Source organism: Kitasatospora sp. NPDC049285, from assembly GCF_040678815.1.
Classification (GTDB): Bacteria; Actinomycetota; Actinomycetes; order Streptomycetales; family Streptomycetaceae; genus Kitasatospora.
The window spans coordinates 1-26212 of the sequence record NZ_JBFAQR010000003.1 but is presented as its reverse complement, the minus strand read 5'-3'; the positions used below and the strand labels follow the sequence as shown (position 1 = coordinate 26212).

General features: G+C 74.3%; 24 protein-coding genes. 14 read left to right on the top strand and 10 right to left on the bottom strand.

Features of this window, described 5'->3' with window-relative positions:
* Positions 1–25: 25 nt before the first annotated feature.
* The 3 genes from AB0K51_RS03115 to AB0K51_RS03105 all read left to right on the top strand — a co-directional run bounded on the left by AB0K51_RS03115 (position 26) and on the right by AB0K51_RS03105 (position 3868).
* A complete protein-coding gene (locus AB0K51_RS03115; protein ID WP_363449884.1) occupies positions 26–898 on the top strand; it encodes a 3-hydroxyacyl-CoA dehydrogenase family protein in 873 nt (290 codons plus the stop codon).
* Between the two features lie 307 nt (positions 899–1205).
* Positions 1206–1541 carry an STAS domain-containing protein gene (locus AB0K51_RS03110; RefSeq protein ID WP_363449882.1) on the top strand — a complete coding sequence of 112 codons (336 nt, stop codon included), beginning with the start codon at positions 1206–1208 and terminating at the stop codon, positions 1539–1541.
* A gap of 107 nt (positions 1542–1648) precedes the next feature.
* Complete coding sequence (locus AB0K51_RS03105) at positions 1649–3868, top strand: ATP-binding protein (protein ID WP_363449880.1); 2220 nt, start codon at positions 1649–1651, stop codon at positions 3866–3868.
* 4 nt (positions 3869–3872) lie between these two features.
* Here the strand turns inward: AB0K51_RS03105 and AB0K51_RS03100 are convergent, their stop codons facing one another.
* From AB0K51_RS03100 to nucS, 3 genes are read right to left on the bottom strand one after another with little or no spacing between them, the layout of a single operon-like run.
* Entirely contained in the window at positions 3873–5072 is a 1200-nt protein-coding gene (locus AB0K51_RS03100; RefSeq protein ID WP_363449878.1) for a nucleotidyl transferase AbiEii/AbiGii toxin family protein, read from the bottom strand.
* Positions 5073–5088: 16 nt separating this feature from the next.
* The gene (locus tag AB0K51_RS03095; protein WP_363449877.1) at positions 5089–5733 is read right to left on the bottom strand and encodes a hypothetical protein; all 645 of its coding nucleotides are present in this window, start codon (positions 5731–5733) and stop codon (positions 5089–5091) included.
* Between the two features lie 53 nt (positions 5734–5786).
* Positions 5787–6446, bottom strand: a complete 660-nt coding sequence (nucS, locus tag AB0K51_RS03090; RefSeq protein ID WP_363449875.1) for an endonuclease NucS — start codon at positions 6444–6446, stop codon at positions 5787–5789.
* A 536-nt stretch (positions 6447–6982) separates the two neighbouring features.
* Here nucS and AB0K51_RS03085 point away from each other — a divergent pair.
* The gene (locus AB0K51_RS03085) at positions 6983–7375 is read left to right on the top strand and encodes an SCO5389 family protein (protein ID WP_363449873.1); all 393 of its coding nucleotides are present in this window, start codon (positions 6983–6985) and stop codon (positions 7373–7375) included.
* Positions 7376–7454: 79 nt separating this feature from the next.
* On the opposite strand, the gene AB0K51_RS03080 is transcribed toward AB0K51_RS03085, so the two are convergent.
* Complete coding sequence (locus AB0K51_RS03080) at positions 7455–8567, bottom strand: LLM class flavin-dependent oxidoreductase (protein ID WP_363450260.1); 1113 nt, start codon at positions 8565–8567, stop codon at positions 7455–7457.
* Positions 8568–8923: 356 nt separating this feature from the next.
* On the opposite strand from AB0K51_RS03080, the gene AB0K51_RS03075 reads away from it, so the two are divergent.
* Positions 8924–9217: an ATP/GTP-binding protein gene (locus tag AB0K51_RS03075; protein WP_363450258.1), complete on the top strand. Its 294-nt coding sequence runs from the start codon at positions 8924–8926 to the stop codon at positions 9215–9217.
* Between the two features lie 27 nt (positions 9218–9244).
* Here AB0K51_RS03075 and AB0K51_RS03070 read toward each other — a convergent pair whose 3' ends face one another.
* Positions 9245–10012, bottom strand: coding sequence for an ABC transporter permease (locus tag AB0K51_RS03070; RefSeq protein WP_363449871.1), 768 nt, complete (start codon positions 10010–10012; stop codon positions 9245–9247).
* A 1-nt stretch (position 10013) separates the two neighbouring features.
* Positions 10014–10985, bottom strand: a complete 972-nt coding sequence (locus tag AB0K51_RS03065; RefSeq protein WP_363449869.1) for an ABC transporter ATP-binding protein — start codon at positions 10983–10985, stop codon at positions 10014–10016.
* 96 nt (positions 10986–11081) lie between these two features.
* On the opposite strand from AB0K51_RS03065, the gene AB0K51_RS03060 reads away from it, so the two are divergent.
* A complete protein-coding gene (locus AB0K51_RS03060; protein ID WP_363449867.1) occupies positions 11082–11879 on the top strand; it encodes an alpha/beta hydrolase in 798 nt (265 codons plus the stop codon).
* 68 nt (positions 11880–11947) lie between these two features.
* Here the strand turns inward: AB0K51_RS03060 and AB0K51_RS03055 are convergent, their stop codons facing one another.
* From AB0K51_RS03055 to mce, 3 genes are all read right to left on the bottom strand, one after another.
* The gene (locus AB0K51_RS03055; RefSeq protein ID WP_363449865.1) at positions 11948–12877 is read right to left on the bottom strand and encodes a cellulose-binding protein; all 930 of its coding nucleotides are present in this window, start codon (positions 12875–12877) and stop codon (positions 11948–11950) included.
* Positions 12878–12985: 108 nt separating this feature from the next.
* Positions 12986–17092: a hypothetical protein gene (locus tag AB0K51_RS03050; protein WP_363449863.1), complete on the bottom strand. Its 4107-nt coding sequence runs from the start codon at positions 17090–17092 to the stop codon at positions 12986–12988.
* A 294-nt stretch (positions 17093–17386) separates the two neighbouring features.
* Positions 17387–17821 carry a methylmalonyl-CoA epimerase gene (mce, locus tag AB0K51_RS03045; protein ID WP_363449861.1) on the bottom strand — a complete coding sequence of 145 codons (435 nt, stop codon included), beginning with the start codon at positions 17819–17821 and terminating at the stop codon, positions 17387–17389.
* Positions 17822–18062: 241 nt separating this feature from the next.
* Between mce and AB0K51_RS03040 the strand changes: the two genes are divergently transcribed.
* Together AB0K51_RS03040 and meaB are read left to right on the top strand one after the other, a co-directional pair.
* Positions 18063–19253, top strand: coding sequence for an acetyl-CoA C-acetyltransferase (locus AB0K51_RS03040; RefSeq protein WP_363449859.1), 1191 nt, complete (start codon positions 18063–18065; stop codon positions 19251–19253).
* An 80-nt stretch (positions 19254–19333) separates the two neighbouring features.
* Complete coding sequence (gene meaB / locus AB0K51_RS03035; RefSeq protein ID WP_363449856.1) at positions 19334–20287, top strand: methylmalonyl Co-A mutase-associated GTPase MeaB; 954 nt, start codon at positions 19334–19336, stop codon at positions 20285–20287.
* A gap of 152 nt (positions 20288–20439) precedes the next feature.
* On the opposite strand, the gene AB0K51_RS03030 is transcribed toward meaB, so the two are convergent.
* Positions 20440–20958, bottom strand: a complete 519-nt coding sequence (locus AB0K51_RS03030; RefSeq protein ID WP_363449854.1) for a MarR family transcriptional regulator — start codon at positions 20956–20958, stop codon at positions 20440–20442.
* A gap of 107 nt (positions 20959–21065) precedes the next feature.
* On the opposite strand from AB0K51_RS03030, the gene AB0K51_RS03025 reads away from it, so the two are divergent.
* The 6 genes from AB0K51_RS03025 to AB0K51_RS03000 all read left to right on the top strand — a co-directional run bounded on the left by AB0K51_RS03025 (position 21066) and on the right by AB0K51_RS03000 (position 26079).
* On the top strand, positions 21066–22058 hold the full coding sequence (locus tag AB0K51_RS03025) for an MBL fold metallo-hydrolase (RefSeq protein WP_363449852.1): 993 nt from the start codon (positions 21066–21068) through the stop codon (positions 22056–22058).
* A gap of 117 nt (positions 22059–22175) precedes the next feature.
* Positions 22176–23540 (top strand): ATP-binding protein, encoded by a 1365-nt coding sequence (locus AB0K51_RS03020; protein ID WP_363449850.1) that lies wholly within the window; start codon positions 22176–22178, stop codon positions 23538–23540.
* The gene (locus AB0K51_RS03015; RefSeq protein ID WP_363449848.1) at positions 23537–23956 is read left to right on the top strand and encodes a roadblock/LC7 domain-containing protein; all 420 of its coding nucleotides are present in this window, start codon (positions 23537–23539) and stop codon (positions 23954–23956) included. Before AB0K51_RS03020 ends, AB0K51_RS03015 begins: the two co-directional genes overlap by 4 nt.
* Complete coding sequence (locus tag AB0K51_RS03010; RefSeq protein WP_363449846.1) at positions 23953–24303, top strand: DUF742 domain-containing protein; 351 nt, start codon at positions 23953–23955, stop codon at positions 24301–24303. Before AB0K51_RS03015 ends, AB0K51_RS03010 begins: the two co-directional genes overlap by 4 nt.
* Positions 24304–24367: 64 nt before the next feature.
* The gene (locus tag AB0K51_RS03005) at positions 24368–24916 is read left to right on the top strand and encodes an ATP/GTP-binding protein (RefSeq protein WP_363450256.1); all 549 of its coding nucleotides are present in this window, start codon (positions 24368–24370) and stop codon (positions 24914–24916) included.
* Positions 24913–26079 (top strand): cytochrome P450, encoded by a 1167-nt coding sequence (locus AB0K51_RS03000; RefSeq protein ID WP_363449844.1) that lies wholly within the window; start codon positions 24913–24915, stop codon positions 26077–26079. The genes AB0K51_RS03005 and AB0K51_RS03000 overlap by 4 nt, the downstream gene beginning before the upstream one ends.
* The last annotated feature ends 133 nt before the right edge of the window (positions 26080–26212 follow it).

The window sequence follows — 26212 nt, the reverse complement described above, 5'->3', positions numbered from 1 at the left end:
CGCCCCCTCCGGGAGATTCCACGCCATGAGCAGTGTTTCCAGCGTCGCGGACCAGCGGATCGCCGTGATCGGCGCCGGCCTGATGGGCGCCGGCATCGCGCAGGTCGCCGCGCAGGCCGGCCACCAGGTGGTGCTGCGCGACGTCACCGACGCGGCGCTGGCCCGCGGACTGGACGGCATCCGCGCCTCGTACGAGAAGTTCACCGCCAAGGGGAAGCTGACGGAGCAGCAGGCCGCCGACGCGCTGGCCCGGATCACCGTCACCACCGACCTGGACGCGGTCGCCGAGGCCGACCTGGTGGTCGAGGCGGTGTTCGAGCGGCTGGACGTCAAGGAGGCGGTCTTCCGCGAGCTGGACCGGATCGCCAAGGACGGTGCGGTACTCGGCTCCAACACCTCCGCCATCCCGATCACCCGGATCGCGGCCGCCACCGAGCGGCCCGAGTCCGTGGTCGGCGTGCACTTCTTCTCCCCGGTGCCGCTGATGCAGCTGGTCGAGCTGGTGCGCGGCTACAAGACCTCCGACGAGACGCTGGCCCGGGCCCGGGCCTTCGCCGAGGGCGTCGGCAAGCAGGTGGTGGTGGTCAACCGCGACGTGGCGGGCTTCGTCACCACCCGGCTGATCACCGCCCTGGTGGTCGAGGCGACCCGGCTCTACGAGTCCGGCGTCGCCACCGCCGAGGACATCGACACCGCCTGCCGGCTCGGCTTCGGCCACCCGATGGGACCGCTGCAGACCGCCGACCTGACCGGCGTCGACATCCTGCTGCACGCGGCGGACAACATCTACGAGGAGACCCGCGACGAGAAGTTCGCGGCCCCCGAGCTGATGGCCCGGATGGTGACCGCCGGAGACCTCGGCCGCAAGAGCGGGCAGGGCTTCTACCGGTACGGATGACCGGCGCGCCACCCGCGGCGCGGCGCGGATCCGGGCGACCGGGTGAGTTTGCTCACGGTCCGCGCCGCAGACGGGTGATTTGGGCGGTAATCGAGCGTGGGTGTGAGGTGTTCCTGCGTATATTCCCTCGGACGGGTGAAGTTGAGGGAGAGTCCGCCGGGTGGCAGCAACCTGCGGAACTGGTTCACCGTCAGATGGTGAAGGGGCCGGGGCGAGCGGGACCCCTGGCGGACCCAGCGGTGAGACCCCACCCCGAGTGCGGACCCGGTCGACGGGTGGACGGCAGACGGCCGAAGAGGAGGACAGCGTGCGCATCACCGGCGACCACACCGGTCTGGCCATCGAAGGGCGCCTCGACGTGCGCAGCGCGGCCGACGCCCGGTCGGTGCTGCACGCCGCGGTCGACGGTGGCCAGGGCGACCTGATCCTCGACCTCGGCCGCCTCGAGTTCTGGGACGCCACCGGACTCGGCGTCATCATGGGCACCCACCGCCGGGCCGGCCGGGTCGGCCGCCGGCTGGTCCTGCGCGACGTGCCCGTCCAGCTCCAGCGCCTGCTGGTCGCCACCCGCCTGCACCGCATCCTGGCGGTCGAGGGCGCGGTTCCGGACCCGTACGGGACGACCCTGCCGGCGATGGGCTGAGCGCCTCCGAACTGCGGACGACCGTTCGACGACCCTGAATGTTGACCGGGTGCGGTCATATGGGAGAGTCTGCGCCACAGTATCGGTCCGTAGGCGGGGAGCGTGTCGTGGGTCAGCCGGCAGACGGAGTACGCCCGCGCAGCGGTGAGCTGGTCAGCGGGGAGCGGTTGGTCGCCGTCGGCGGGCCGGAGGGCTCGGAGGCGCGGCACTGCCCGGACGACTGGCTGCCCGCGCCGCGCCGGATCCGCGGCATGGTGCAGGCCCGGCCCGAGCTGGGGCCGAGCTCCGCGGTGGGGCCGCTGGCATTGGGCGGCGGCTCCGACTCCCGGCTGCTGGACCGCGAGGCGGACATCGCGACGCTGCTGGCCCGGCTCGCCGAGGGCCGCTCGATACGCCTGCTCGGCCAGCCCGGTTCGGGCCGCTCCGCGCTGCTCGCCGCGGTCGCCGAGACGGCCGGTGAGGTGGCCCCGGACGGCGTGGTGCGGCTGAGCGGCTACCGCCGCAGCGCCGCCGACCTGCTGCAGGACCTGTTCGCCGCCACCCACCACGCCCCCGACTTCCGCCCCGACCGCGAGCAGCTGACCGAACTGCTGGCCGGCGTCGCCGCGGTGGTGGTCATCGACGACGTCGAGCCGACCGGCGAGGAGCTGGAGGCGCTGCTGGCGATGGCGCCCGAGTGCGCCTTCCTGATCGCGCCCGCCGCCGACAGCACGCCGATGTCGCCCGGTTCGCGGCTGCAGGACCACCTGGTCGCCGGACTCTCCCGCCCCGCCTCGCTGACCCTGGCCGCCCGGTTGGCGGGCCGCTCGTTGGACGACGCCGAGCGGGCGTGGGCGGTCGACCTGTGGTTCGAGTCGGAGGGCCTTCCGCTGCGCTTCGTCCGGGCGGCGGCGCTGCTGCGGCAGCGGGACGTCGCGGTGGACGCGCTGGTCGCCGCGCAGGAGGACCGGCGGGACGTCTTCGGCTCCGTGCGGAGCTACGAACTCCCCGACGACCCTGCCGAGTTGGAGAACGAGCTGCGCCGCCAGGTGCCGCTGCCGTCGGTCGGCGAGAGCGCCTCGCCGGCGGTCCGGCTGGCGGAGGGGCTGAGCGAGCCCGCCCGCCGGGTGCTGCGGCTCGCGCTGGCGCTCGGCGGGGAGTGCCCGACCGCGCCGCACCTGCCCGCGCTGGTGGACGTCGGCCTCGGCGAGAGCGCCCTGCAGGAGCTGGTCGAGGCGGGCCTGGCGATCTCCGTCGGCGGCCACCACCGGCTCACCGAGGGCGTGGTCGAGGCGCTCACCGAGCCGCGACCGGGCGGGCAGCAAGGCGAAGGCCGGGGCGCGTTCGCGCCCGGCACCATCGCGCACGGCGCGGCCGAGCACCTGTCCTGGTGGGTCGGCCACGCCTCGGTGTCGACCGCGCAGGTCGCCGCCGAGGCCGAGGTGATCGTCGCGGTGCTGCTCGCCGACCGGGACGCCGGCCGCCCGGAGGCGGTGCTGCACCTGGCCCGGGCCGCCGCGCCCGCGCTCGCCCTGTCGCTGCGCTGGAGCGCCTGGGAGCGCACCCTGCAGCTCGGCCTGGAAGCCGCCCGGAACCTCGGCGCGGACTTCGAACAGGCGTGGTTCCACCACGAGTTGGGTGTGTACGCGCTCTGCTCGGGCAGCTCGCAGCGGGCGGCCGCGGAGCTGGAGGCGGCGGTCGCGCTGCGCGCCGCGGCCGGCGAGCCGCGGGCCGGTGCGGCCCGCCGGATGCTCGACCTGATCCGTGCCGAGGAGCTCGCCCCGCTCGCCATCGGCCCGGGCGAGGAGCCCGCCCGCAAGCGCCGCAGCATCCGCGCGATCGCCCAGGTGCCGTACCGGCTGCGCAAGTCCCGCACCCGCGGGGACACCCGGCGCACCGTGATCGCCGCCTCCGCGGCGGTGATGGCGCTCGGTGTGCTCGGCACCGCGATCGGGCTGAGCGTCGACCGCACCGGCAACCCCGCCGGCGGCAGCCACCCCGGTCGTTCCATCGAGGACGGCCTCACCCCCGCCGAGATCCCCGACAGCCCGCACCCGTCCTCGGCCTCCCCCTCGCCGAGCGCGGCGGACAGCAGCACGGCGGCGAGCGAGACCCCGGCCGACACCCCGTCCGGCAGCGCCGGCAGCACCCGCAAGCCGTCGGCGACGCCGAAGACGACGCCCCCGGCGGCGCCGACCACCACCAAGCCCGGTGCCACGCCCACGCAGCCGGCGCCGACGAGCACGGCGCCGACGCCGCCGACGTCGTCCCCCAGCGAGAGCCCGAGCGGCAGCGCGTCGGCCACCGCGACCGGGTCGGCGACGGCGAGCACGACGCCGACCACCTGACGGGTCACCAGCTCAGCAGACGCTCCAGCGAGTAGCGGCCGGAGGCCACCGCCTCGGCCTCCCAGGCCCAGGCCGGGCTGCGCAGCATCGCCTCGGCGAGGTCCGCGGGGGCGTCCGGGCCGAGCGCGCGGCCCAGCAGTCGGTGGGCCAGGGCGAGGGAGGCCTGACGGTCCTTCAGCCAGCTCTGGGCAGCCTCGAAGCCGCCGGCGGCGTGGGCCGCGCGCAGCGGGGCGAGCCAGCCCTCGATCCACCAGCGGGTGCGGTCGGCGTCCGGGATCTCGGCGAAGGTCGGGGCGAGCGCGTCGCGCAGGCGGCGGAGGTAGTCGTCCTGGGTCCGCGCCAGGTGCGGGTACTCCGCGGGGAAGTGCTGCCACTCGTGGTCGGGGAAGGCGAAGCTGTCCGCCTGGACCGGGTGTTCGGCGTAGTAGGGCTCGCCGTCGCCGAAGACGTCGCGGAGCAGCTCGTAGCGCAGCGGGGCGGACTCGGCGAGCAGCACCGCGTCGTACAGGTCCTTGCCCTGCGGGTGCCGGTCGGTGACCAGCCACATGAGCTTCCAGGCGAGGGAGAGTTCGCGGGTGGCGACGTTGAGCACGGCGCCGGGGGCGACCTCGAAGCGCTCGGGCGGGACGGGGAGGTGCTCGTTGAAGACGAAGTCGAGCTGGACGGTGCCGCCGGGCAGGCCGTCGGCCTCCCAGGGGAGCAGCAGGCGGCGGCCGGGGACGCGCTCGTAGGTCCAGATGGCCTCGGTGACGGCCTCCTCGGGGCGGAAGCGCACCGGGCCGGTGGTGGGGACGCCGTGGGTGAGGCCGTGCAGCAGGTCGGCGGTGCGGGCCTCGTCGATCCGCCAGTCCTCGGGGGTGACGACGAAGTCCAGGTCGCCCGGTTCGCGGGCGGCGGCACCGAACCAGGCGCGCAGGACGACGGAGCCGCGCAGCACCAGGTGGTCGACCCAGCCGGAGTCGGCGACGGCGGTGAGGACGGCGTCCATCGCGGTGCGGCGGGCGGCCTGCCAGGCGGTGGCCAGCTCCGGGTCGGCGAAGCGCGGGTCGGTGGGGCGGTAGGCGTTGGGGTGCTGCTTGAGGGCGGGGTCGAAGACGAAGGCCTGCTCGGCGCGCGGGTCGTCGATCGGACGGAACGTCAGGGGCAGCCCCTCGCCGGACCGTCGGGACCGCTCGATGGCGCGCAGGACGTACGGGTCGGTCATGTCGGAGGCTCCTCGGTCAGGTGGTCGGGGCGTCGTCGAGCCAGCCGGCGTCGAGGGTGAGGGCGGTGTCGTGGACGACGTACTCGCGCTCGGTCTTCAGTGGCGGGAAACCGGCGGTGGTGAGGGCGGTGGTGAGGCGGTTCAGGTGCTCGCCCGCGGTGGTCAGGCCGAGCCGGTGGCAGCGCTGGGTGACGAAGTACTGGCGGTGGCCGCCCGGTTCGGTGCGGCGGGCGTTCCAGGACACGTGGGCGTGGTGGCCGTCGGCGGCCCGGGCCAGCGCGTCGCGGGGGACGCCGGGGGCCAGCCGGACTTTCACATGGTGTTCGAAGTACCGCTCGGGGGCGAGGAGTTCGGCCTCGGCGTCGGTGCGCGGGACGCCGGGCGTCCAGGGCGCGGCCTCGATCTTGAGCCGGACCGGCGTGAAGCCCGCCGCGCGCAGCCGGGCGGTCTCGGTGGCGGCGCGCCGGTGCTGCTCGGGCAGGCTGCCCTCGGACTGCCAGGTGAGCATCGGCTGCGAGGGGTGCAGGCCGCGGGCCAGCAGGATGTGGGTGAACTCCAGGCCGTGCGCGCGGGCCCAGTCGGCGAGCGCGTCGGCCTCGGCCGGAGCGAGCGTCAGGTGGGTCTCGTAGAGGCCGACCGGCTCGGGGCTTCGAACGGGCATGCGGGGATTGTTCCAGCCCGGCCCGACGAAGCCCCAACGGCTTTTCCCGGTGGTCAGAAGAGCTTCAGCTTGTCGTCGTCGATGCCGCGCAGCTCGTCGTAGTCCAGCACGACGCAGCCGATGCCGCGGTCGGTGGCCAGCACCCGGGCCTGCGGCTTGATCTCCTGCGCGGCGAACACGCCCTTCACGGGCGCCAGCAGCGGGTCGCGGTTGAGGAGTTCGAGGTAGCGGGTGAGCTGCTCGACGCCGTCGATCTCGCCGCGGCGCTTGATCTCCACCGCGACGGTGGCGCCGTCGGAGTCCCGGCACAGGATGTCGACCGGGCCGATCGCGGTCGGGTACTCGCGGCGGATCAGCTGCCAGCCGGAGCCGAGCACCTCCATGCGGTCGGCGAGCAACTCCTGCAGGTGCGCCTCGACGCCGTCCTTGACCAGGCCGGGGTCGACGCCCAGCTCGTGGCTGGAGTCGTGCAGGACGTCCTCCAGCGTGATGATCAGCTTCTCGCCGGCCTTGTTGACGACCGTCCAGACCCCTTCGTCCTCCTTCAGGGAGCACGGCGGGGACATCCAGTTCAGCGGCTTGTAGGCCCGGTCGTCGGCGTGGATGCTGACGCTGCCGTCGGCCTTCACGATCACCAGGCGCACGGCGGAGGGCAGATGTGCAGCGAGGCGGCCCGCGTAGTCCACGGTGCACTTGGCGATTACAAGACGCATGGGGACAAGCCTACGGCCCGCCGCGAGCGCCGCCGTCCGCGTTCGAATCCGGGCGGTCGACGGGGCGGGCGGGCCGGCCGACGGTCAGGGCACGCACCGTGCGCCCGGGTGCGGCGGGCAGTGGGGCCGGGGGCGGCGCAATCCCGAGACACACGGTCGGGTCGGGCCGGGCCGCGAAGCCAGTTGATGCGAGTGCGGCCGGGGTGGGTGTTGGACGGCCGCGCGGGGCGAAACATGGTGACCGTGCGTTCACTCGGTGTGAGGCTTGCCTGGTTGGCGCACAGGGTTGGGACACGGCTGATTCCGGCCAATCTCGCCCTCCGCACGGCGATTCGGGTGGCAATCCACCGATTCGCCAGCCGGGTCGGACGAGGCCTGCCACGCTGGTCTGACCCCCGGCCAGGACTTCGACGCACGCGCGTCACATGCCCGCAGCAACCGCCAACACCTGAACACCGCGCGAAAGTTCACTGCACTCCAGCACCAGCACCACCGCCCCGGCGGCCCCGCCGGGGCGGACCGCGAGAGGAGAACCCATGTCGCTCGACGTCTCACCGGCCCTGTTGGAGAAGGCCGAACGAGGCGAGGTCGACGAGCGGGAGTTCGTCGACTGCGTCCGCACCTCCCTGCCCTACGCCTGGGACCTGATCAGCTCGCTGGTCGCCCAACTCAAGGTCGACGGAACCGACTTCGCCGACAACGAGGTTCCTCCGCCGAGCGAGCGGGAGCGTGGACAGCTGCTCCGCGCGATGGCCAGCGACGCGATCCGCGGCGCCCTGCAGAGCCACTTCGGCGTCCGGCTGGCCTTCCAGAACTGCCACCGGGTGGCGGTGTTCGCCCCCGGCCCGGACTCCGCCGAGCGGCACGCCCGCTTCACCTCCGTCCGAGCCCAGCTGCTCAACCAGTCGCCGGAGCTGCGCGACTGCTGACCCGCCGTCAGCACCCCGGACCGCTGCCCGCGGGCCCGCCCCGGCCACCGAACGGCCGGGGCGGGCCCGCGACGGCCCGTCAGGACAGCTGGGGCAGCACCTCGGCACCGATCCGGGCCACGTTGTGCAGCGTCGCCGCAGTGTCCCCGGACCCCTCGGCGAGCAGCGCGAACCGCCGGATCCCGGTGCTCTCCGCGGTCGCCAGCAGCCGGTCCGCACACTGCTGCGGCGTGCCCACCGCGTGCAGGTCGCACAGCAGCTCCGTGTACGCGTACGGGTCGCGCATCGAGCGCTCCTTGCCGTCCACGGTGCGGTGCGCGCCCAGCCCGTACGCGAAGAAGTCCGGCAGCGCCCGCAGCAGGCTGGCCCGGGCCGCGCCCGCCCGGTCGTCGACCTGCGCGACGCCCGCCGCCACGTGCTCCCGCTCGACCCGCGCCAGCTGCTCCTCGCCGCGCCCGCAGGCCCGCCAGGCGGCCCGGTAGGCGGCCAGCATCCCGCGCTTGTCCTCGTCGCCGGAGTGCATGCCCAGCAGCATCGGCAGGCCCCGCTCGGCGGCCGTCCGCACGCCCGTCGGCGAGGTGCAGGCCACCACCACCGGCGGTCCCGCCGGCCCGGCCGGCGGGGTCTCCTGACGCTGCCTCGGGATCACCGCCGGCGCGTCCAGGCCCAGCCAGCCCGACAGGTCGCGCACCCGTGGCGGCTCGCTCGCCCGCGGCACCACCGCCACCTCAGGGAAGTCGAACTGCGGGCCGCTCGCTCCCACCCGCGAGCCGCGCAGCCAGCGCAGCAGCAGGTCCAGGCGCTCCGGGAAGCCGCGCTCGAACGCCTCCATCCCGCCGCCGAACACCGCCAGGTCGATCCACGGCCCGCCGCGGCCCACCCCCAGCGTGAACCGCCCGCCCGAGGTCAGGTGCAGCAGCGCCGCCTGCTCGCCCAGCGCCACCGGGTGACGGGTCGTCAGCACGCTCACCGCGGTGCCCACCCCGATCCGCCGGGTCCGGCCCAGCAGCATCGCCGCCAGCGTCGCCGCGTCCGGGCACACCCCGTACGGCACGAAGTGGTGCTCGGCCAGCCACACCGCGTCCAGGCCGGCCCGCTCGGCGGCCAGCGTCGCGGAGACGGTCCGGTCCAGCGCCTCGCCGTGGCTCTGCCCGGGGAACTGCGCGGACAGCAGGAAGGCGCCGACCCGGATCGCGTCCGTGCCGGCGCCCGGCCCGCTCTCCGCCCGTACCGCGGGCGCCGTTCCGGCGGCCGACCGCGGCCCCGGAGTCGGGACGGTCGGCCGGGCGGTGGTCTTGGTCATCGGGTGCCTCCTCGGTGCGCGCAGGGTCTGCGGGCCCCGCCGTGTCACCACGTGAGTAACCCATGTCATGTGCCAATGGCACGCGAAACCTCGATTTTCCCAGAGGAAAGGGTGGATTACTCCCGAACCACTGGAACCGCCGGGTGATCCGTGCTAAAGCTCCCTGCGGGAGTAGTGCGGCGCTTACCCTTGGGGTACAACGCGCCGGACCGAGAGGTAGTCACGTGTCACCCCGCCACAACCGGATTCAGAAGTCCGAGGACCGAGACAGCTCCGCGCCGACCGGGGGTTCGCTGCGGCGGGTCGAGTCGTACCAGGGCGAGGACTGGGTGGTGCAGACCGTGGCCGGCACGGCCGGGCGGCACTACCGGTGCCCCGGCTGCGACCAGGAGATCCCGCCCGGGACGGGGCACGTGGTGGCCTGGCCGGACCACGGCGGCGGGGTGGACGACCGGCGGCACTGGCACCGGGCGTGCTGGGGAGCGCGGGAGCGCCGCGGCTCGAACGTGCTGCGCGGCCGCGGCGCTCCCAAGTACTGACGGTGGGTCAGGCGTACTGACGGCGGGTCAGGCGTCCCTGGTCTTCAGGACGAGGTAGCCGCCGAGCAGCGCGGCCGCCGTCCACAGGGCGCAGATCAGCAGGCCGGTCCACGGCCCGTAGGGCTGGCTGTCGGGCTGGTAGACCTGCAGGATCCGGGAGCCCGCGTAGTCGGGGAAGTAGTGCGCGACGGTCTTGACCTTGGGGACGGCGGACAGGATCGGGGAGAGCAGGAAGAAGAACGGGACCAGGATGCCCAGCGCCAGGGTCTGGTTGTGCAGCATGGCGGTGACGCCGGCCGCGAAGAGGCAGAGCAGGGTGAGGTAGCAGGCCGCGCCGAAGACCGCCCGCAGCACGCCCGGGGAGCCCAGGGTGGTGGAGTGCGGGCCGAGCATCGCCTGGCCGACGAAGAACGTGACGAAGGCGGTCACCAGCGAGACGGCGAGCGCGAGCGCGCCCAGGACGGCGGTCTTGCCGGCCAGCAGCGTGCCGCGCTGGGGGACCGCCGCCAGCGAGACCCGGATCATGCCGCTGCTGTACTCGTTGCCGACGGCGAGCACGCCGAAGACGATGATGGCGAGTTCGCCGAGCAGGATGCCGGAGAACGCGGTGCTGGTGGCGTCGAACGGGGTGCTCTGGTCCTTGGTGAACTCGGCGAAGTTCTGCTTGGTGACCAGCGAGAGCAGCGCACCCACCACCAGGGTCACCAGGAAGGTCGCGGCGAGCGTCCAGACCGTGGAGCGGACGCTGCGGACCTTGGTCCACTCGGACTGCAGGACTGCGGGGAACGCGGCCATCTCAGCTCTCCTTCCGCGACTGGCGGTCGTCCCAGCCGGCGCCCCACGCGGGCTGCGGCGCGGTGGCGGGGCCGCCCGCGTGGTACTCCACCGACTCGGCGGTCATCTGCATGAACGCCTCCTCCAGGGACGCCTGTTGGGGGCTCAGCTCGTGCAGGGTGATGCCGTGGGCGGCGGCCAGGTCGCCGAGGAAGGCGGGGTCGCCGTCGACCACCTCCCAGGCGCCGTCCGGGCCGGACTCGGCGGTCAGGCCGGCACCGCGCAGGGCGTCCAGCAGCTGCTCCTGGTGCGGGGTGCGCAGCCGGACCGCGGAGCGCGAGTTCTGCTTGATGAACTCGGACATCGGCAGGTCGGCGAGCAGGCGGCCGCGGCCGATCACCACCAGGTGGTCGGCGGTGAGCGCCATCTCGCTCATCAGGTGGGAGGAGACGAAGACGGTGCGGCCCTCCGCGGCCAGCGCCTTCATCAGGTTGCGGATCCACAGGATGCCCTCGGGGTCGAGCCCGTTGACCGGCTCGTCGAACATCAGCGTCTCCGGGTCGCCGAGCAGCGCGGAGGCGATGCCCAGGCGCTGGCCCATGCCGAGCGAGAAGCCGCGGGCCCGCTTCCGCGCGACCGCCGTCAGGCCGACCATCGCCAGCACCTCGTCCACCCGGGTGCGCGGGAGCCGGTTGGACTCGGCGAGCCACAGCAGGTGGTCGCGGGCGGTGCGCCCGGGGTGGACGGCCTTCGCCTCCAGCAGGGCACCGATCTTCCGCAGTGGCTCCTGGAGTTGGCCGTAGTGCCTGCCGTCGATGGTCACCCGGCCGCCGGTCGGGCGGTCCAGGCCGAGGATCATCCGCATGGTGGTGGACTTGCCCGCGCCGTTCGGACCGAGGAATCCGGTGACCACTCCTTCGGGGATCCGGAAGCTCAGATCATCGACGGCCAGCTTGTCGCCATAACGTTTCGTCAGGTGCTGCAACTCGATCATTTGCCACTCCTTGGTCTGCCGCCAGGTTAGGGCAAAAACCGGACAAATCGGATCACCCGGCTCCGGGGCGTGGCAGTCGGGCCCTACGGTGGAGCCATGACCTCCCCCAGCGCGCCGGCCGTCCGCGAGCACGGCACCGGCACCCCGCTCGTCCTGCTGCACGCCTTCCCGTTCTCCGCGCGGATGTGGGACGCCCAACTGGAACGCGTACCCGGTCCGGCCGGTGACGACGCCCGGGTCATCGCACCGGATCAGCGCGGCTTCGGCGCCGCCCCGCTCGCGGACGCCGCACAGCCGCCCTCGCTGGACACCGTCGCCGACGACCTGGCCGGGCTGCTGGACGGCCTCGGGGTCGCGCAAGCCGTGGTCGGCGGGTTGTCGATGGGCGGCTACGTCGCGATGGCCTTCGCCCGCCGCCACCCCGAGCGGCTCGCCGGACTGGTCCTCGCCGACACCAAGGCCACCGCCGACACCGACGCCGCCCGCGCCAACCGGGAGCGGATCGCCGCCGCCGTGGTGGAGCGCGGAAACGTCGAGCTGCTCGCCGAGGAGCGGATGGCGGAGAACCTGCTCGCCCCCGGCACCGACCCAGAACTCACCGACACCGTAAGGCAGATGATCGCCGAAGCGGACCCGCACGCGGTCGCCTGGGCGCAGCGCGCGATGGCCGCCCGGCCGGACTCGCTGGAGGTGCTGGCCGCCTTGGAGGTGCCCGCCGCGGTGATCGTCGGCGAACTCGACACCCTCACCCCGCTCAGCGAGGCCCGGATGATGGCGCAGGCGCTCGGCGACGCCGAACTGACGGTCATTCCGTCGGTCGGCCACCTCTCCTCGCTGGAGGCCCCGGAGACCTTCAACGCCGCCGTACGGGCCTTCCTCAAGCGCGTCAAGTAACGCCCCCGGCAACGCCGAAGGGGCCCCGAGCGGCAGGCGCTCCGGGCCCCTTCGGGCGTGGTGACCGCTTAGCGGGACTGCTGGGCCGGCACGCCCAGCGCGTCGTCGGTCGGCAGCGAGGCCGCGGCGACGGCCGCACCGGTCAGGGTGGCCAGCATCTCGCGGACGTTGGTCAGCTGCGCGTTGATCGAGTCGCGGCGGTTGGTGAGCGCCGCCAGCTCGCGCTCCGACTCGCTGCGGACCCGGTCGGCCTTGGCGTTGGCGTCGGCGACGATGTCCTCGGCCTGGCGCTGGGCGGTCTCGATGGTCTGCCGCGAGCGGCGCTCCGCGTCGGTGCGCAGCTTCTCCGCCTCCAGGCGGAGCTGCTCGGCGCGGTGCTCGATCTCGGCGAGGCGCTTCTCCGCCTTGGCCTGACGGGCCGCCAGGTCGCGCTCGGACTGCTCGCGACGCTTGGCCAGGTTGGTCTCGAACTCCAGCGCGGCCTGCGCGGCCTTGGTGCGGGTCTCCTCGAAGAGGGCGTCCGCCTCCTCGCGCTTGTTCTGCGCGTCCTTGTTGGCCTCGGCGCGCAGCTGCGCCGCGTCCGACTTCGCCTTGTCGACGATCCGCAGGCCCTCGTCCTCCGCCTTGGCCTTGCGGTCCTTGGCGTAGTTCTCGGCCTCGGTGCGGACCTGCTGCGCGGCGGCCTCGGCGAGCTCGCGGTGCTGCTCGGCGGCGCGGTGCGCCTCGTCGCGCAGGTCCTTCGCCTCCTCCTCGGCGAGCCGGAGGATCTTCTCGACGCGCGCGCCGAGACCGGCGTAGGAGGGCTCCGCGTCGGTCACCGCGGCCTGCGCGGTCTGGGTCTCGAGGTGGAGCTCCTCGATGCGCTTCTCCAGGGCGCTGATCCGGGAGAGCGCGCTGTCTCGGTCGGCCACCAGCTTGGCGATCCGCTCGTCGACCTGGGCGCGCTCGTACCCACGGCGTACCAGGTCGAAGCCGTGCGGGGAGTGACTGTCGCTCATGGGATTTCTGGGCTTCCTGTCGTCAAACCGCTGAGATGGTTGAGGGAATCCTGACACGGTACCGGAGTGTCAACGACGAAACGCCGTTGGTTCGCGGACAATGTCCGCTCAATCGGGTGGCGCGCCCCCGGAGCGATTGCCTCCCGATCGCGGCGCGCCCACGCCGGCACCAGCCTTGGGCGCTCCGTCCTTCTTGTTTCCCCCGTTGGTGTGGGCCGACGGCGCGGGCGCCTCGAACGCCTCCAGTGCCGACAGCACGTCCTGGACCCGAGAGATCTCGGTGTTGATGTCCTTGCGGCGGCGGACCAGTTCGTCCAACTCCCGCTGGCCCTCGTCGGTCACGCGCTTGGCCTCGGCCTTCGCCTCGGCGCGCAGCCGCTCGGCCTCCTCGGTGGCCAGCCGCAGCTGCTCCTCGGCGTCCGAACCGGCGCGGCGGATCCGCTTCTCCGCCTCCTCGTCGGCGCGCTTGAGCCGACCTGACGCCTCGTCGGCGGCGGCCTCCAGCTTCTCCTCCGACTCCATCTCGGCGGCCTTGAGCTTCGCCTCCGCCTTGATGATCAGCGCCTCGGCGCGGGTCGTGGAGTCCGACAGCTTGTGCTCGGCCTCCTTCAGCAGCCCCTCCGCCTTGCGCACCGCGGCGATCCGCACCCGGCCGGCCTCCGCGGAAGCCTCCGAGGTCAGCTCGGCCGCCCGCTGCTCGGCCGCCTTCACCAGCTCCGCCGCGCGCTCCTCGGCCTCCGCGACCTGCGCCTGCGCCTGCTCCTCGGCCTCGGTCAGCTGCTCCTGAGCCGCCGTCACCAGCGCGTCCACCCGCTCGCCGGCGGACTTCATCGCCTGCGCGTTCTCCTTGCGGGCCCGCTCGTGCAGCGCCTCGATCTCGGCATCGGTGCGCTCGCGCAGCTCCTCGGCCCGGTCGCGGATCGCCGTGGAGTCCCGGCGGGCCTCAACCAGCAGCGCGTCCGCGTCGGAACGGGCCCGCTCCACCTCGGCCTTGCCCTGCGCCTCGGCCGCCGCGACCAGCCGCTCGGCCTCCTTGCGGGCCGCCGACACCATCGCGTCGACCTGCTCCTCGGCCGCCGTGGTCGACGCCAGCGCCTCGGCCTGCGCCTCCTCGGCCAGCTGCTCGGCATCCGCGAACGCCTTCTCCAGCACCGACTTGGCCTGCTCGCGGGTCGCCTTGTCGTAGCTCTCCGCGGCCTCGCGCAGCTCCCGGTCGAAGGACTCCGCGCGGCGTCGGACGTCCGCGTCGAACTCCTCGGCCAGCGTGCGGGTGGCCAGCGCGTACTCCTCCGCCTCCTGGCGCAGGGCCGCCGCCCGCTCGTCCGCCTCGGCCACCGCGCGGTGCGCCGCGGCCTCCGCCTCGGCGCGCTGCTGCTCGGCGAACTCGGCTGCGGCGGACCGCAGTTCGGTGCTCTCGCGCTCGGCGGCGGCGCGCAGCTCGGCGGTCTCCCGCTCGGCGGTGGCGCGCAGTTCGGCGATCTGCGCGGAGGCGGTCTCGTGCAGGCCCGCCACCGACTGGCGCACCTCCGCTGCCTCCTGCTCGGCGGCGGCCACCAGCCCGGACGCCCGGGCCTCCGCCTCGGCGCGCTGCTGATCGGCGAACTCGGCTGCGGCGGACCGCAGTTCGGCGGTCTCACGCTCGGCGGTGGCGCGCAGTTCGGCGGTCTCGCGGGCGGCCGTCTCGCGCTGCTCGGCGGTCTCCCGCTCGGCGGTGGCCCGCAGTTCGGCGTCGTACGCCTCGGCGTCCTCGCGCAGTCGGGCCGCCTCGGCCCGGTCGGCGGCGGCCTCGGCGCCCAGCCGGGCGGCCTCCTCGCCGGCCGTGGCGAGCTGCTGCTCGGCGTCGGCGCGCAGCCGGGCCGCGTCCTGCTCGGCGGACTCCCGGACCGCGGCGGCGTCGCCGTCCGCGGACTCCCGGATCGCGGTGGCCTCGGCCAGCTTCTCGGCGGTCTCCGCCTGCTCGCGCTCCAGGTCGGCGCGGGCGGTCTCGCGGGCGGCGGCGGCCTCCTCGCGCAGCGCCTCGGCGGCCGCCTCGGCCTGCTCGCGCACCGCCGCACCCGCCTGCTCGGCCTCGGCGGCGACCGTACGGGCGGCTTCCTCGGCCTCCGCGCGGTGCGCGTCCGCCCACGCGCGGGCCTCGGCACGCAGTGCCTCGCCCGCCGCGGCGGCCTCCTCGCCGACCGCCTGCGCGGCGGCGGCGGCCTCGTCCCGGACGCCCTGCGCGGCGGCGGACGCCTCCCGGCGCAGCTCGGCGGTCTCGCGTTCGGCGGCGGCCCGGTTCTCCGCGGCGGCGGCCTTCGCGGCGGCCAGCGCGTCCCGGTGCGCCTGCTCGGCGGCGGCGGTCAGCTTCTCGGCCTCGGCGCGGGCCCGGGTCAGGGTCTGCTCGGCCCGGCCCTGGACGGCGGCGGCCTGCTCGCCGGCCTCGGCGCGCAGCCGCTCGACCTCCTCGGCGGCGCCCGAGCGCAGCGCGTCGGCGTCGGCCTTGGCGGTGGTGAGCAGCTCCTCCGCCTGCTTGGCGGACTCCTCGATCTGGACCGCGGCCTGCCGGCGGGCCTCGGCGCGCACCCGCTCGGCCTCCGCCTCGGCGGCGGAGCGCTGCTCCTCGGCCTGCTCGCGGGCCTGCGCGGCCTCCGCCTGCATCCGCTCCAGGTGCTCGCGGATCGAGGCGGCGTCCTCCATGGCGGCGTTCTGCGCCTGCTCGACGGCCTCCCGGGCCTGCTCCAGCAGGGTCTGCGCCTCGGTCCTGGCGTGCTCGACCAGCCGGTCGGCCTCGGCGGCGGCCTCGCCGCGGGTGGCCTCGGCGTCGTTCCCGGCCCGGGTCAGCACCTCCTCGGCCTGCTTGGCGGCCCGGGCCAGGCGCAGCGCCGCGTCCTTGGCGCCCTCGGCCCGGCCGGACTCCTCGGCCTCGGTGCGCAGCCGCTCCGCGTCGGCGGCGGCCCGCTCGCGCAGTTCGGCGGCCTCCCGCTCGGCGGCGGCGCGCTGCTCGGCGATCTCCGCCTCGGCATCGGCCCGCAGCTGGGCGGCGACCGACTCGGCGGCGCCGCGCAGGCGCTCGCTCTCCTCGGCGGCGGCGGCCCGGGCGGCGTCCGCCTCGGCCTGCACGGTGGCGGCGGCCGAGCGCATCAGTTCGGTCTCGCGGGTGGCCGCGGCCACCATCTTGGCGATCTCGGCCTTGGCGGTCATCGAGCGCTGCTCGCTGGCGGCGGCGCCGTCGGCGACGGTGCGCTCGGCCTCGGCGGTGGCCTCGGACTGCAGCCGGAGGGCGGCGGCCTCGGCGTCCTCGCGCATCCGGGCGGCCTCGCCGCGGGCCCGTTCGGCCTCCGCGAGGGCCTCGGCGCGCAGCCGCCCTATCTCGGCCTGGGCACCGGCCAGGGCGGCCTCGGCGCGCTCCTGGTCGGCGAGGGCCTGCCGCTTGAGGGCGGTGATCTCGGCTTCGGCGGCGGCGAGCTTCTGCTCGGCGGCGGAGTGCGCCTCGGCGAGCTGCAGCTGGGCGGCGCTGACGGCGGCGGCGCGCTGCTCCTCGGCCTGGGCGCCGGTCTGCTGGGCGTGCTCGGAGGCGGCGCGCAGCAGCCGTTCGGCGTCGTTCTGGGCGCGGATCAGGGCGGCCTCGGCGGCGGCCTGGGCCTCGCCGCGGGCGGCGTCCACGTCGGCGGCGGTCTGCGCGCGGGCCTGGTCGGCCAGCGCGACGGCCTCGGCGCGGGCCGCGGCTATCATCCGCTCGGCCTCGACCCGGGCCTCCTGGAGCAGCCGCTGGGCCTCGTGCTCGGTGCCGGCCCGGGTCTGCTCGGCCCAGCTGACGTTCTCGTTGACGTGCCGTTCGGCGGCGGCGCGGAACTCGGAGAGCTCGTCCTCCAGCTGGCGGCGCCGGGCGTTGAACTCGGCCTCGAGCTGGGCGGTGCGTTCGGCGGCCTCGGCCAGCATCCGCTGGGTGGCCGCCTGGGACTCGCGCAGCTGCCGCTCGGCGTCCGCGCGCAGCGCCTCGGCCTGCATCTCGGCGTTGCGCAGGAGCTGCTCGGCCTGACCGCTGCCGGAGTCGAAGGCACGCGGCTGGGCGAGCTGCCGGCGGGCCTCGTGCAGCTTGGCCCGCAGCACCTCCACCTGGTAGGCGAGGTCGTCGGCGTGCTCGATGGTCTTGTCCCGCTCCTTGCGGGCCTTCTCCAGCTCGGCCTCGAACTTGGAGAGGTGATCCTCAACCTCGTAGCGGTCGTAGCCCCGCACTCCGCGGTCCCATCCATCTCCTGGTCGCGTCCTCGACCCGGCCGCTCCGTCCCGGGGATGCCGGGGCGGACCGGTTGGTCCTTGCATACCGCTCCGCCGTCCGGGTGGACTCCTGAGCGAACTCTTGCCTCTGGAGAATGGTGACAGATCCGAACGGCGACCGGTCGGCCGTGCCCGCGTCGTGGACTCCCCTGCGGTGCGCGGGCCGGAAGGCACCAGCGCACCTGAGCAGTGTAGTGGGCGAGTCCCCCGGGGGAATGGGAGCGAGGACCTTTTCGGAAGTTACCGCCGGGTTCAGTGTTCGGGCTGCTCGGCGCTGGTGACCAGCTCGGTCAGTACACCGCCGCAGTCCTTGGGGTGCAGGAACGTGATCCGCGAACCCATCGAGCCGAACCGCGGCTCGTCGTACAGCACCCGCACGCCCTTGGCGCGGATGGCCGCGGCGTCCCCGTCGACGTCCGCCGTGCCGAAGGCGATGTGGTGCACGCCCTCGCCGTTCTTCGCCAGCCACTTGGCGACCGCGGAGTCGTCCCGGGTCGGCTCCAGCAGCTGCAGGTAGGACGCGCCGCCGTCGCCGGTGTCGTTGATCTTCAGCATGGCCTCGCGGACGCCCTGCTCCTCGTTCACCTCGGAGTGGAACACCTCGAAGCCGTAGGTGGCGCGGTAGAACTCGACCGTCTTGTCCAGGTCGAAGCAGGCGATGCCGATGTGGTCGATGCGGGTCAGCACGACGGCCTCCGAGGGCGGGAGCGGATGGGAAGTGGCACCCAGTGCAGCGCATCCGCCTCGTGCGGCGCCAGTGCGGGCCTTGCGAGTCTGCTCACACCGCCTAGGCCGGGAACTGACACGGTGTTCACTGGAGGGTGCCAGTAGCGCTGATCACATCCTCGCGGCGGTGACGCAGAGGTGACCGATCAGTACATTGACCGCATCCCCACCCTCTGGTCTGACGCGCGAAGGGGCTCGTCCCATGACTACTTCTGTGATCGTCGCAGGCGCCCGTACACCGATGGGGCGGCTGCTCGGCTCGCTCAAGGGCTTCTCCGGCGCCGAGCTCGGCGGCTTCGCCATCAAGGCCGCGCTGGAGCGGGCCGGCGTCACCGGCGAGCAGGTCCAGTACGTGATCATGGGCCAGGTGCTGCAGGCCGGCGCCGGCCAGATCCCGGCCCGGCAGGCCGCGGTCAAGGCCGGCATCCCGCTGAACGTGCCGGCGCTCACCATCAACAAGGTCTGCCTGTCCGGCCTGGACGCCATCGCACTGGCCGACCAGCTGATCCGCGCCGGCGAGTTCGACATCGTGGTGGCCGGCGGCCAGGAGTCGATGACCAACGCCCCGCACCTGCTGCCGAAGTCCCGCGAGGGCTTCAAGTACGGCGCGATCGAGATGCTCGACTCGATGGCCCACGACGGCCTCACCGACGCCTACGAGAACATCCCGATGGGCGAGTCCACCGAGAAGCACAACACCCGCCTGGGCATCGGCCGCGAGGTGCAGGACGCCATCGCCGCCGCCTCCCACCAGCGCGCCGCCAAGGCCCAGGCCGACGGCGTGTTCGAGGCCGAGATCGTGCCCGTGGCGATCCCGCAGCGCAAGGGCGAGCCGGTGCTGTTCAGCCAGGACGAGGGCATCCGCGCCGACACCACCGTCGAGGGCCTGGCCAAGCTGCGCCCGGCCTTCACCAAGGACGGCACCATCACGGCCGGCACCTCCTCGCAGATCTCCGACGGCGCCGCCGCGGTGGTCGTGATGAGCAAGGCCAAGGCCGAGGAGCTGGGCCTGACCTGGATCGCCGAGATCGGCGCCCACGGCAACGTCGCGGGCCCGGACAACTCGCTCCAGTCGCAGCCGTCCAACGCGATCAAGCACGCCCTCGCCAAGGCCGGCCTGGAGGTCGCCGACCTCGACCTGATCGAGATCAACGAGGCCTTCGCCGCGGTCGCCCACCAGTCGATGAAGGACCTCGGCGTCAGCGACGAGATCGTCAACGTCAACGGCGGCGCCATCGCGCTCGGTCACCCGATCGGGATGTCCGGCGCCCGCGTGGTGCTGCACCTGGCGCTGGAGCTGCAGCGCCGCGGCGGCGGTACCGGCGCGGCCGCGCTGTGCGGCGGCGGCGGCCAGGGCGACGCCCTGATCATCAAGGTCCCCGCGCAGGGCTGACCGAACCGCAAGAACCCCGTGGGGCCGCCGGTCGCGGCCCCGCGGGGTGTCCGTCTTTCTGCTGCGAGGAGCAAACCCCGATGGCCGATGTGGCGACGCTGGTCGAGCAGGCCCGGCAGGGCCGTCCGCGGGCGGTGGCCCGGCTGATCACGCTGGTGGAGAACGCCGCGCCGGAGCTGCGCCAGGTGATGGCCGCGCTCGCGCCGTACAGCGGCCGGGCCTACACGGTGGGCCTGACCGGCTCGCCGGGCGTCGGCAAGTCCACCTCCACCTCGGCGCTGGTGAGCGCCTACCGCAAGCTCGGCAAGCGGGTCGGCGTCCTCGCCGTCGACCCGTCCTCGCCGTTCTCCGGCGGGGCGCTGCTCGGCGACCGGGTGCGGATGCAGGAGCACGCCACCGACCCGGAGGTGTTCATCCGCTCGATGGCCACCCGCGGCCACCTGGGCGGCCTGTCCTGGGCCGCCCCGCAGGCGCTGCGGGTGCTGGACGGGGCGGGCTGCGACGTGATCCTGGTGGAGACCGTCGGCGTCGGCCAGTCCGAGGTGGAGATCGCCGCGCAGGCCGACACCTCGGTGGTGCTGCTCGCGCCCGGCATGGGCGACGGCATCCAGGCCGCCAAGGCGGGCATCCTGGAGATCGGCGACGTGTTCGTGGTCAACAAGGCCGACCGGGACGGTGCGGACGCCACCGCCCGGGAGCTCAACCACATGCTCGGCCTCGGCGAGTCCCGGCAGGCGGGGGACTGGCGGCCGCCGATCGTCAAGACGGTGGCGGCCCGCGGCGAGGGCGTGGACGAGCTGGTCGAGGCGCTGGAGAAGCACCGCGCCTGGCTGGGCGAGAGCGGCGAACTCGCGGCCCGGCGCCGCCGCCGCGCCGCCGAGGAGGTCGAGGCGATCACCCTGGCCGCGCTGCGCGCCCGGATCGGCGACCTGCGCGGCGACCGGCACCTGGACGCGCTGGCGACCCGCGTCGCGGCCGGCGAGATGGATCCCTACGCGGCGGCGGACGAGCTCATCGCCGAACTGACCGGCTGAGAGATCAACCACCAGGGGCTCGGGGAACTGAGAGAAGCGGAAGGGCACCCGTCAGCAGGATCGCGCCGAGGAGGGCCAGTTGCACGTGGACGCGACCCGGCTGAGGGTGCATGGTTGCTCGCGCAGTTCCCCGAGCCCCTGGCGGGGCGGCGCTACCCGCGGCCGCGCAGCCCTCGGAGGTGGTCGGCGATCGGGGCCAGCGCCGCGTACATCGCGTCCAGCTGCTCCGGGGTGAAGCGGTCGATGAAGTGCTCGCGGACGCTGCGGACGTGGTCGGGGGCGACCTTGCGGAGGGTCTGCCAGCCGTTCTCGGTCAGATGTGCGTAGAGTCCGCGGCGGTCGCCGGGGCACTCCTGGCGGAGCACCAGGCCGGCGCTCTCCATCCGGGTGATCTGGTGCGAGAGCCGGCTCTTGGACTGCAGGGTGGCGGTGGCCAGGTCGGTCATCCGCATCCGGCGCTCCGGCGACTCGGAGAGCACCACCAGGATCTCGTAGTCGTTGATGGCGAGGTTGTGGGCCTGGAGCTCGCGGCTCAGCTGGTACTCGAGCAGCTTGCCGACCTCCAGGTGGGCGCGCCAGTACCGCTGCTCGCGGGCGTCGAGCCACGGGGTCTGCGCCTCCTCGGTCAGCGAGGGGGAGACCGCCGGCGCTTCGGTCGGTTGGGTGTCCATGACGCCAGTATAGCCGATATAGTTCAATGTTGTACGAGTTCACATCCGGTGGCCAAAACCGGCCCTGGAGTCGGACGGTGACGGCGAGTTAGGCATAATCCCCTGCCATGACGACCTGGCGCGCGAACTTCCATTCGATAGCCGACGGCGTGTACGCCTGGCAGCCGCAGCAGCGCGGATGGGGCCTGGCCAACTGCGGCCTGGTCGCCACCGGGCGGGCGGCCCTGTGGATCGACACCCCCTACGACCGCACGCTGGCCGCCGCCTTCCTGGAACGCAGCCGCGCCGTCCTCGCCGAGGGCACCGACGTCGACCGGATCGTGGTCACCCACGCCAACGGCGACCACATGTGGGGCGCGGGCGTGCTGCCCGACGCCGAGATCATCGCCACCCACGAGGCGCTGCACCACATCGCCTACGAGCCCACCCCGGAGCAGCAGCACGGCCTGCTGCAGAGCCTCGACCCGGACAGCGACACCGGCTCCTACCTGCGCGAGCACTTCGGCTGCTTCGACTGGGCCGACACCCCGCCGGTGAACCCCGACACCGTCTTCACCGGCGAACTCGAACTGCGCGTCGGCGACCTGCCGGTCCAGCTCAGCAGCCTCCCGCCGGCCCACACCAGCGGCGACCTGATCGTCCACCTGCCGACCCGGAGCACCGTCTTCACCGGCGACATCGTCTTCGGCTCCACCGCCGAGCAGCCCGGCGACCACCCCGTGCACTGGGCCGGCCCGCTGGAGAACGTCATCGCCGCGGTCCGCCGGGTCCTGGACACCGGCGCCGAGACCATCGTCCCCGGCCACGGCCCGCTGCTCGGCCGCGCCGACCTCGCCGCGCACGCCGACTACCTCGGCTACGTCCGCGACCGCGCGCACGCCCTGCACGCCGCCGGGGTGCCGCTCGCGGACGCCGCCCGGCAGCTGATCGACGAGCGCCGGTACCCCGAACTCGGCCTGCCCGAGCGGCTGCTGGTCACCGTCGGCACCGAGTACCGGCACCTGGACGGCAGCCGGCCGCCGGCCATGCTCGAGGTGGTCGGCCGGATGGCCCAGCTGGCCCGGCAGCGCACCGGCGACGCCGCCGACGCCACCGTCTGACCCCGCGCACCGCCCGTACCGCCGCAACCCCGTACCGCCGCAACCCCGTAGCGCCACGCACCGCCTGAACCCACGCACCGTCCGAATCCCCCCGCGACGACGACACCCGAGGACCCCATGGCCGAGATCGTGCTCGCCCTGCTGGCCGGTGCCGCCCTGGCCGCCGGCCCCCTGCTGTGGTCCGCGCGCCGCGCCGCCCGCACCGCCCGGGCCGCCGAACAGCGCACCCGGACCGCCGAGGACGCCGCCGGCACCGCCCGCGCCCGCGCCGAGGCGGCCGAGCAGCGCACCCGCAGCGCCGAGGCGCACGGGCGCACCACCGAGGCCCGGCTCACCGCCGCCGACGGCCGGTACGCCGCCGCCGTCCGCGAACTCGAACACCTGGCGCAGCAGCGGCTGCCCGCCGCCGCGACCGCGCTCACCCACCCCCGCACGCCCGTCCCCGGCCCCCTGGAGACCGTCCCGGGCAGCGAGGCGCTGCACCGCGCCCTGGACGCCGCGCTGGCCGCCGCCGTCCGCGCCCAGCTCGCCGAACGCGAACGCACCGACGCCGCCGCCCGGGCCGCGCTGCGCGGCGCCGCGTCCAAGATCCAGGCGCTGCTGATCCAGGTCCGCTCGCTGCTGGAGGAGATCCAGAACAGCGTCGACGACCCCCGGCTGCTCGCCCTGGACTTCCGCAACGAACTGACGCTGCGCCGGGTCCAGTCGCTGGCGGTGCTCTCCGGCGCCTGGCCGGGCATGACCCGGGAGGACTCGCCGCTGGCCGAACTCTGCGTCGGCGCGCAGTCCCGGGTGGCCGGCTACGCCCGGGTGGAGATCACCAACCACCTGCGCGAGCCCCGCCTGGCGGTGGCCGCCCGGGCCGCCGAGCCGGTCGCCATCGCGCTCGCCGAGATCCTCGGCAACGCCACCGCCTACTCCCACCCCGAGACCCGGGTGGTGGTCTCCATCGAGCAGGGCAGCTCCGGCGCCCTGGTGGTGGTCGACGACATGGGCGTCGGCATGGAGCGCGACCAGCTGGAACGGGCCGGCGAGCTGCTCGACGGCCAGGCCGAGGTGCTGCTCACCGAACTCGGCGACCCGCCGCAGGCCGGCTTCGCGGTGATCGGCCTGCTGTGCCGTCAGTTCGGCTTCGGCTGCCGGGTGGAGCCGTCCCCGTACGGCGGCGTGCGGGCGATCCTGCGGCTGCCCGCCGACCTGCTCACCGTCGCCGACCGGGCCGAGCCGCTGTCCGCGCTCGCCCCCCGGCCGATCACCCAGACCACCCCGGTGTTCGACGCCGGCGACGCGCTGCCCACCCGCAAGCGCCGCAGCCCGCGCGCCGCCGGCCAGGACGCGCCGCCCGCCGACCCGATCCCGGCGCCGCGCACCCCCGACCGGGCGCGCGCCGACTGGTCCGCCCTGCAGTCCGGCACCGCCGCCGGGCGGGACGCCGTACGGCCCGCCGACGCCCCCGCTTCCGAAGGAGTCGAAACCCCGTGACCGCCCAGCTCCGCCGCCACACCGAGGACCTGTCCTGGGTGCTGACCCCGCTGCTCGACCTGCCCGGCGTGCAGAACGCCGTGATCGCCACCGGCGACGGGCTGGTCACCGGACACTCCGCCGACCTCGGCCGGGACAGTGCCGACCGGGTCGCCGCGATGACCGCCTCGCTGCACGCCGCGGCCCGCGCCTTCACCGCCGCGTTCACCTCCGCCGAGCAGGTCTCGCTCACCCAGACCGTGGTCGAGTCGGACCTCGGCTTCGCGGTGGTCACCCCGGCCGGCGCCAACTCCTCGCTCGCGGTCTTCGCCGTCCCCGGCGCCGACCTCGGCACCATCGCCTACCAGATGCAGGTCCAGGTCGCCGCGCTGGCCCGCGCGCTCGCCAGCCCCGCCCGGGAGGCGAGCGGGACATGACCGCCGAACCCCGCCGCCGGCTCGTCCCGGCCTACCTCGCCACCCAGGGCCGCCAGGCCGCCGCCGGGCACGGCCTGGACCGGCTCAGCGTGCTGCACGCCGCCGCCGACCTGCCGGCCGGACTGGGCGGCGAACACCGCCAGTTATGGGAGCTGGTCCGCCCCGGCGCGCTGACCGTCGCCGAGGCCGCCGCCCACCTGCGGCTGCCGGTCAGCGCCACCGTCTTCATCGCCGCCGACCTGGCCGAACGCGGCGCCCTGCGCGTGCGCGCGCCGATCCCCTCCGCCCAGCCGGTCAGCCGGGACCTCGCCGAAAGGCTCCTCAGTGGACTCCGTGCGCTCAAGTGACGCGCCCTCAGGTGACGCGGCGGCGGGCGCTCCCGCCTACCTCCCCGCCACCGACCCGATCCTGATGAAGCTCATGGTCACCGGGCCGTTCGGGGTGGGCAAGACCACCTTCGTGCGCGCGCTGTCGGAGATCCCGACGCTGCACACCGAGGAGACCATGACCGCCCCGGGCATCCCGGTGGACGACACCACCGCGATCCCCGGCAAGACCTCCACCACCGTCGCCGTCGACTTCGGCCGGCTCACCCTGCCCGGCGGCGACCTGGTCCTCTACCTGTTCGGCACCCCCGGCCAGCGCCGCTTCCTGCCGCTGTGGGAGGACCTCGCCCGCGGCGCGCTCGGCGCGCTGATCCTGATCGACACCCGTCGGCTCGCCGACTCCTTCGACTCGATGGACCTGATCGAGGAGGCCGGCCTGCCCTACGCGGTGGCCGTCAACCGCTTCCCCGACGCCCCGCCGATCGACCTCGACAAGCTCCGCGCCGCACTCGACCTGGCACCCACCACCCCGCTGATCGAGTGCGACGCCCGGGTGCGCGACGGCTGCCTCGACGCGTTGATCGCCCTCACCGAGCACGTCCTGGACCGCCTCCCGCAGGAGACCGCCCCGTGACCCGTACCGCCCTCTACGGCCCCGCCTTCGCCGCCGACCCGCACGGCCACTACGCCCGGCTGCGCGACCGCGGCCCGCTCGCCCCGGTCGAGCTCGCGCCCGGCGTCGACGCCTGGCTGGTCACCGACTACCACGTCGCGCTGGAGATCCTCCGCGACACCGACACCTGGACCCGCGACCCCCGCCCCTGGCAGGCCCACCAGCCCGTCGACTCCCCGGTCCTGCCGATGCTCGGCTGGCGGCCCACCGCGCTGTTCTCCGACGGCGACACCCACGCCCGCTACCGGCAGGTGATCACCGACAGCGTCGGCATGCTCGAACCCCACCTGCTGCAGCGCGACACCACCGCCGTCGCCGAACAGCTGATCGCCGAGTTCGCCGGCACCGGGAAGGCCGACCTGCTCGCCCAGTACGCCTACCGGCTGCCGCTGCTCATCCTGACCTCCTGGTACGGCATCCCCGACGAGGACATCGACCGGATCAGCGCGAGCATGTCCCGGGCCTTCGAGTCGGCGACCGGCGCCGCCGCGGCCTACGCCGAACTGGTCGCCGTCATCACGGGGTTGGTCGCCGAGCGGCGCACCGAGCCGCGGCACGACCTGATCTCGGCCTTCCTCTCCCACCCGGCCGGGCTGGCCGACGAGGAGGTGGTGCGGCACATCACCCTCACGCTGATGGCCGGTCACGAACCCACCGCCAACCTGGCCGCCAACGCGCTGCTGCGGATGCTCTCCGACGACCGCTACGCCGGCTCGCTGCACAGCGGCGCCATGACCGCGCACGACGCGGTCAACGAGGTGCTCTGGGAGGACCCGCCGATCAGCAACTTCGCGCCCCACTACCCGCGGCGCGACCTGGTCTTCCACGGCACCGAGATCGCCCGTGACCACCTGGTGCTGATCTCCTACGCCTCCGCCAACGCGCAGGCCGCCCTGCCGCCCGCCGAGAGCGAGTCGCTCGGCGGCTCGTACGCCCACCTCGCCTGGGGCGCCGGCCCGCACCGCTGCCCCGCGCGGCAGCCCGCCGTCCTGATGGCCGTCACCGCCGTCGAGTACCTGATCAGCCGGCTGACGGACCTGCGCCTCGCGGACGAGGTCCGGTGGCGCCAGGGCCCCTTCCACCGCGCCCTCGCGGCCCTGCCGGTGACGTTCACGCCGCTGTAGGAGAACGGCGTAGGAACGACGGACGGGGGTGCGGGGAGACCGGTCTCCCCGCACATCGGAATAGAGAGCGGTAGTGGACGAATGAGAAAAAAAAAGTGTTATTAAAAGGGGTAGGCGGATAAATAAAAAAAAG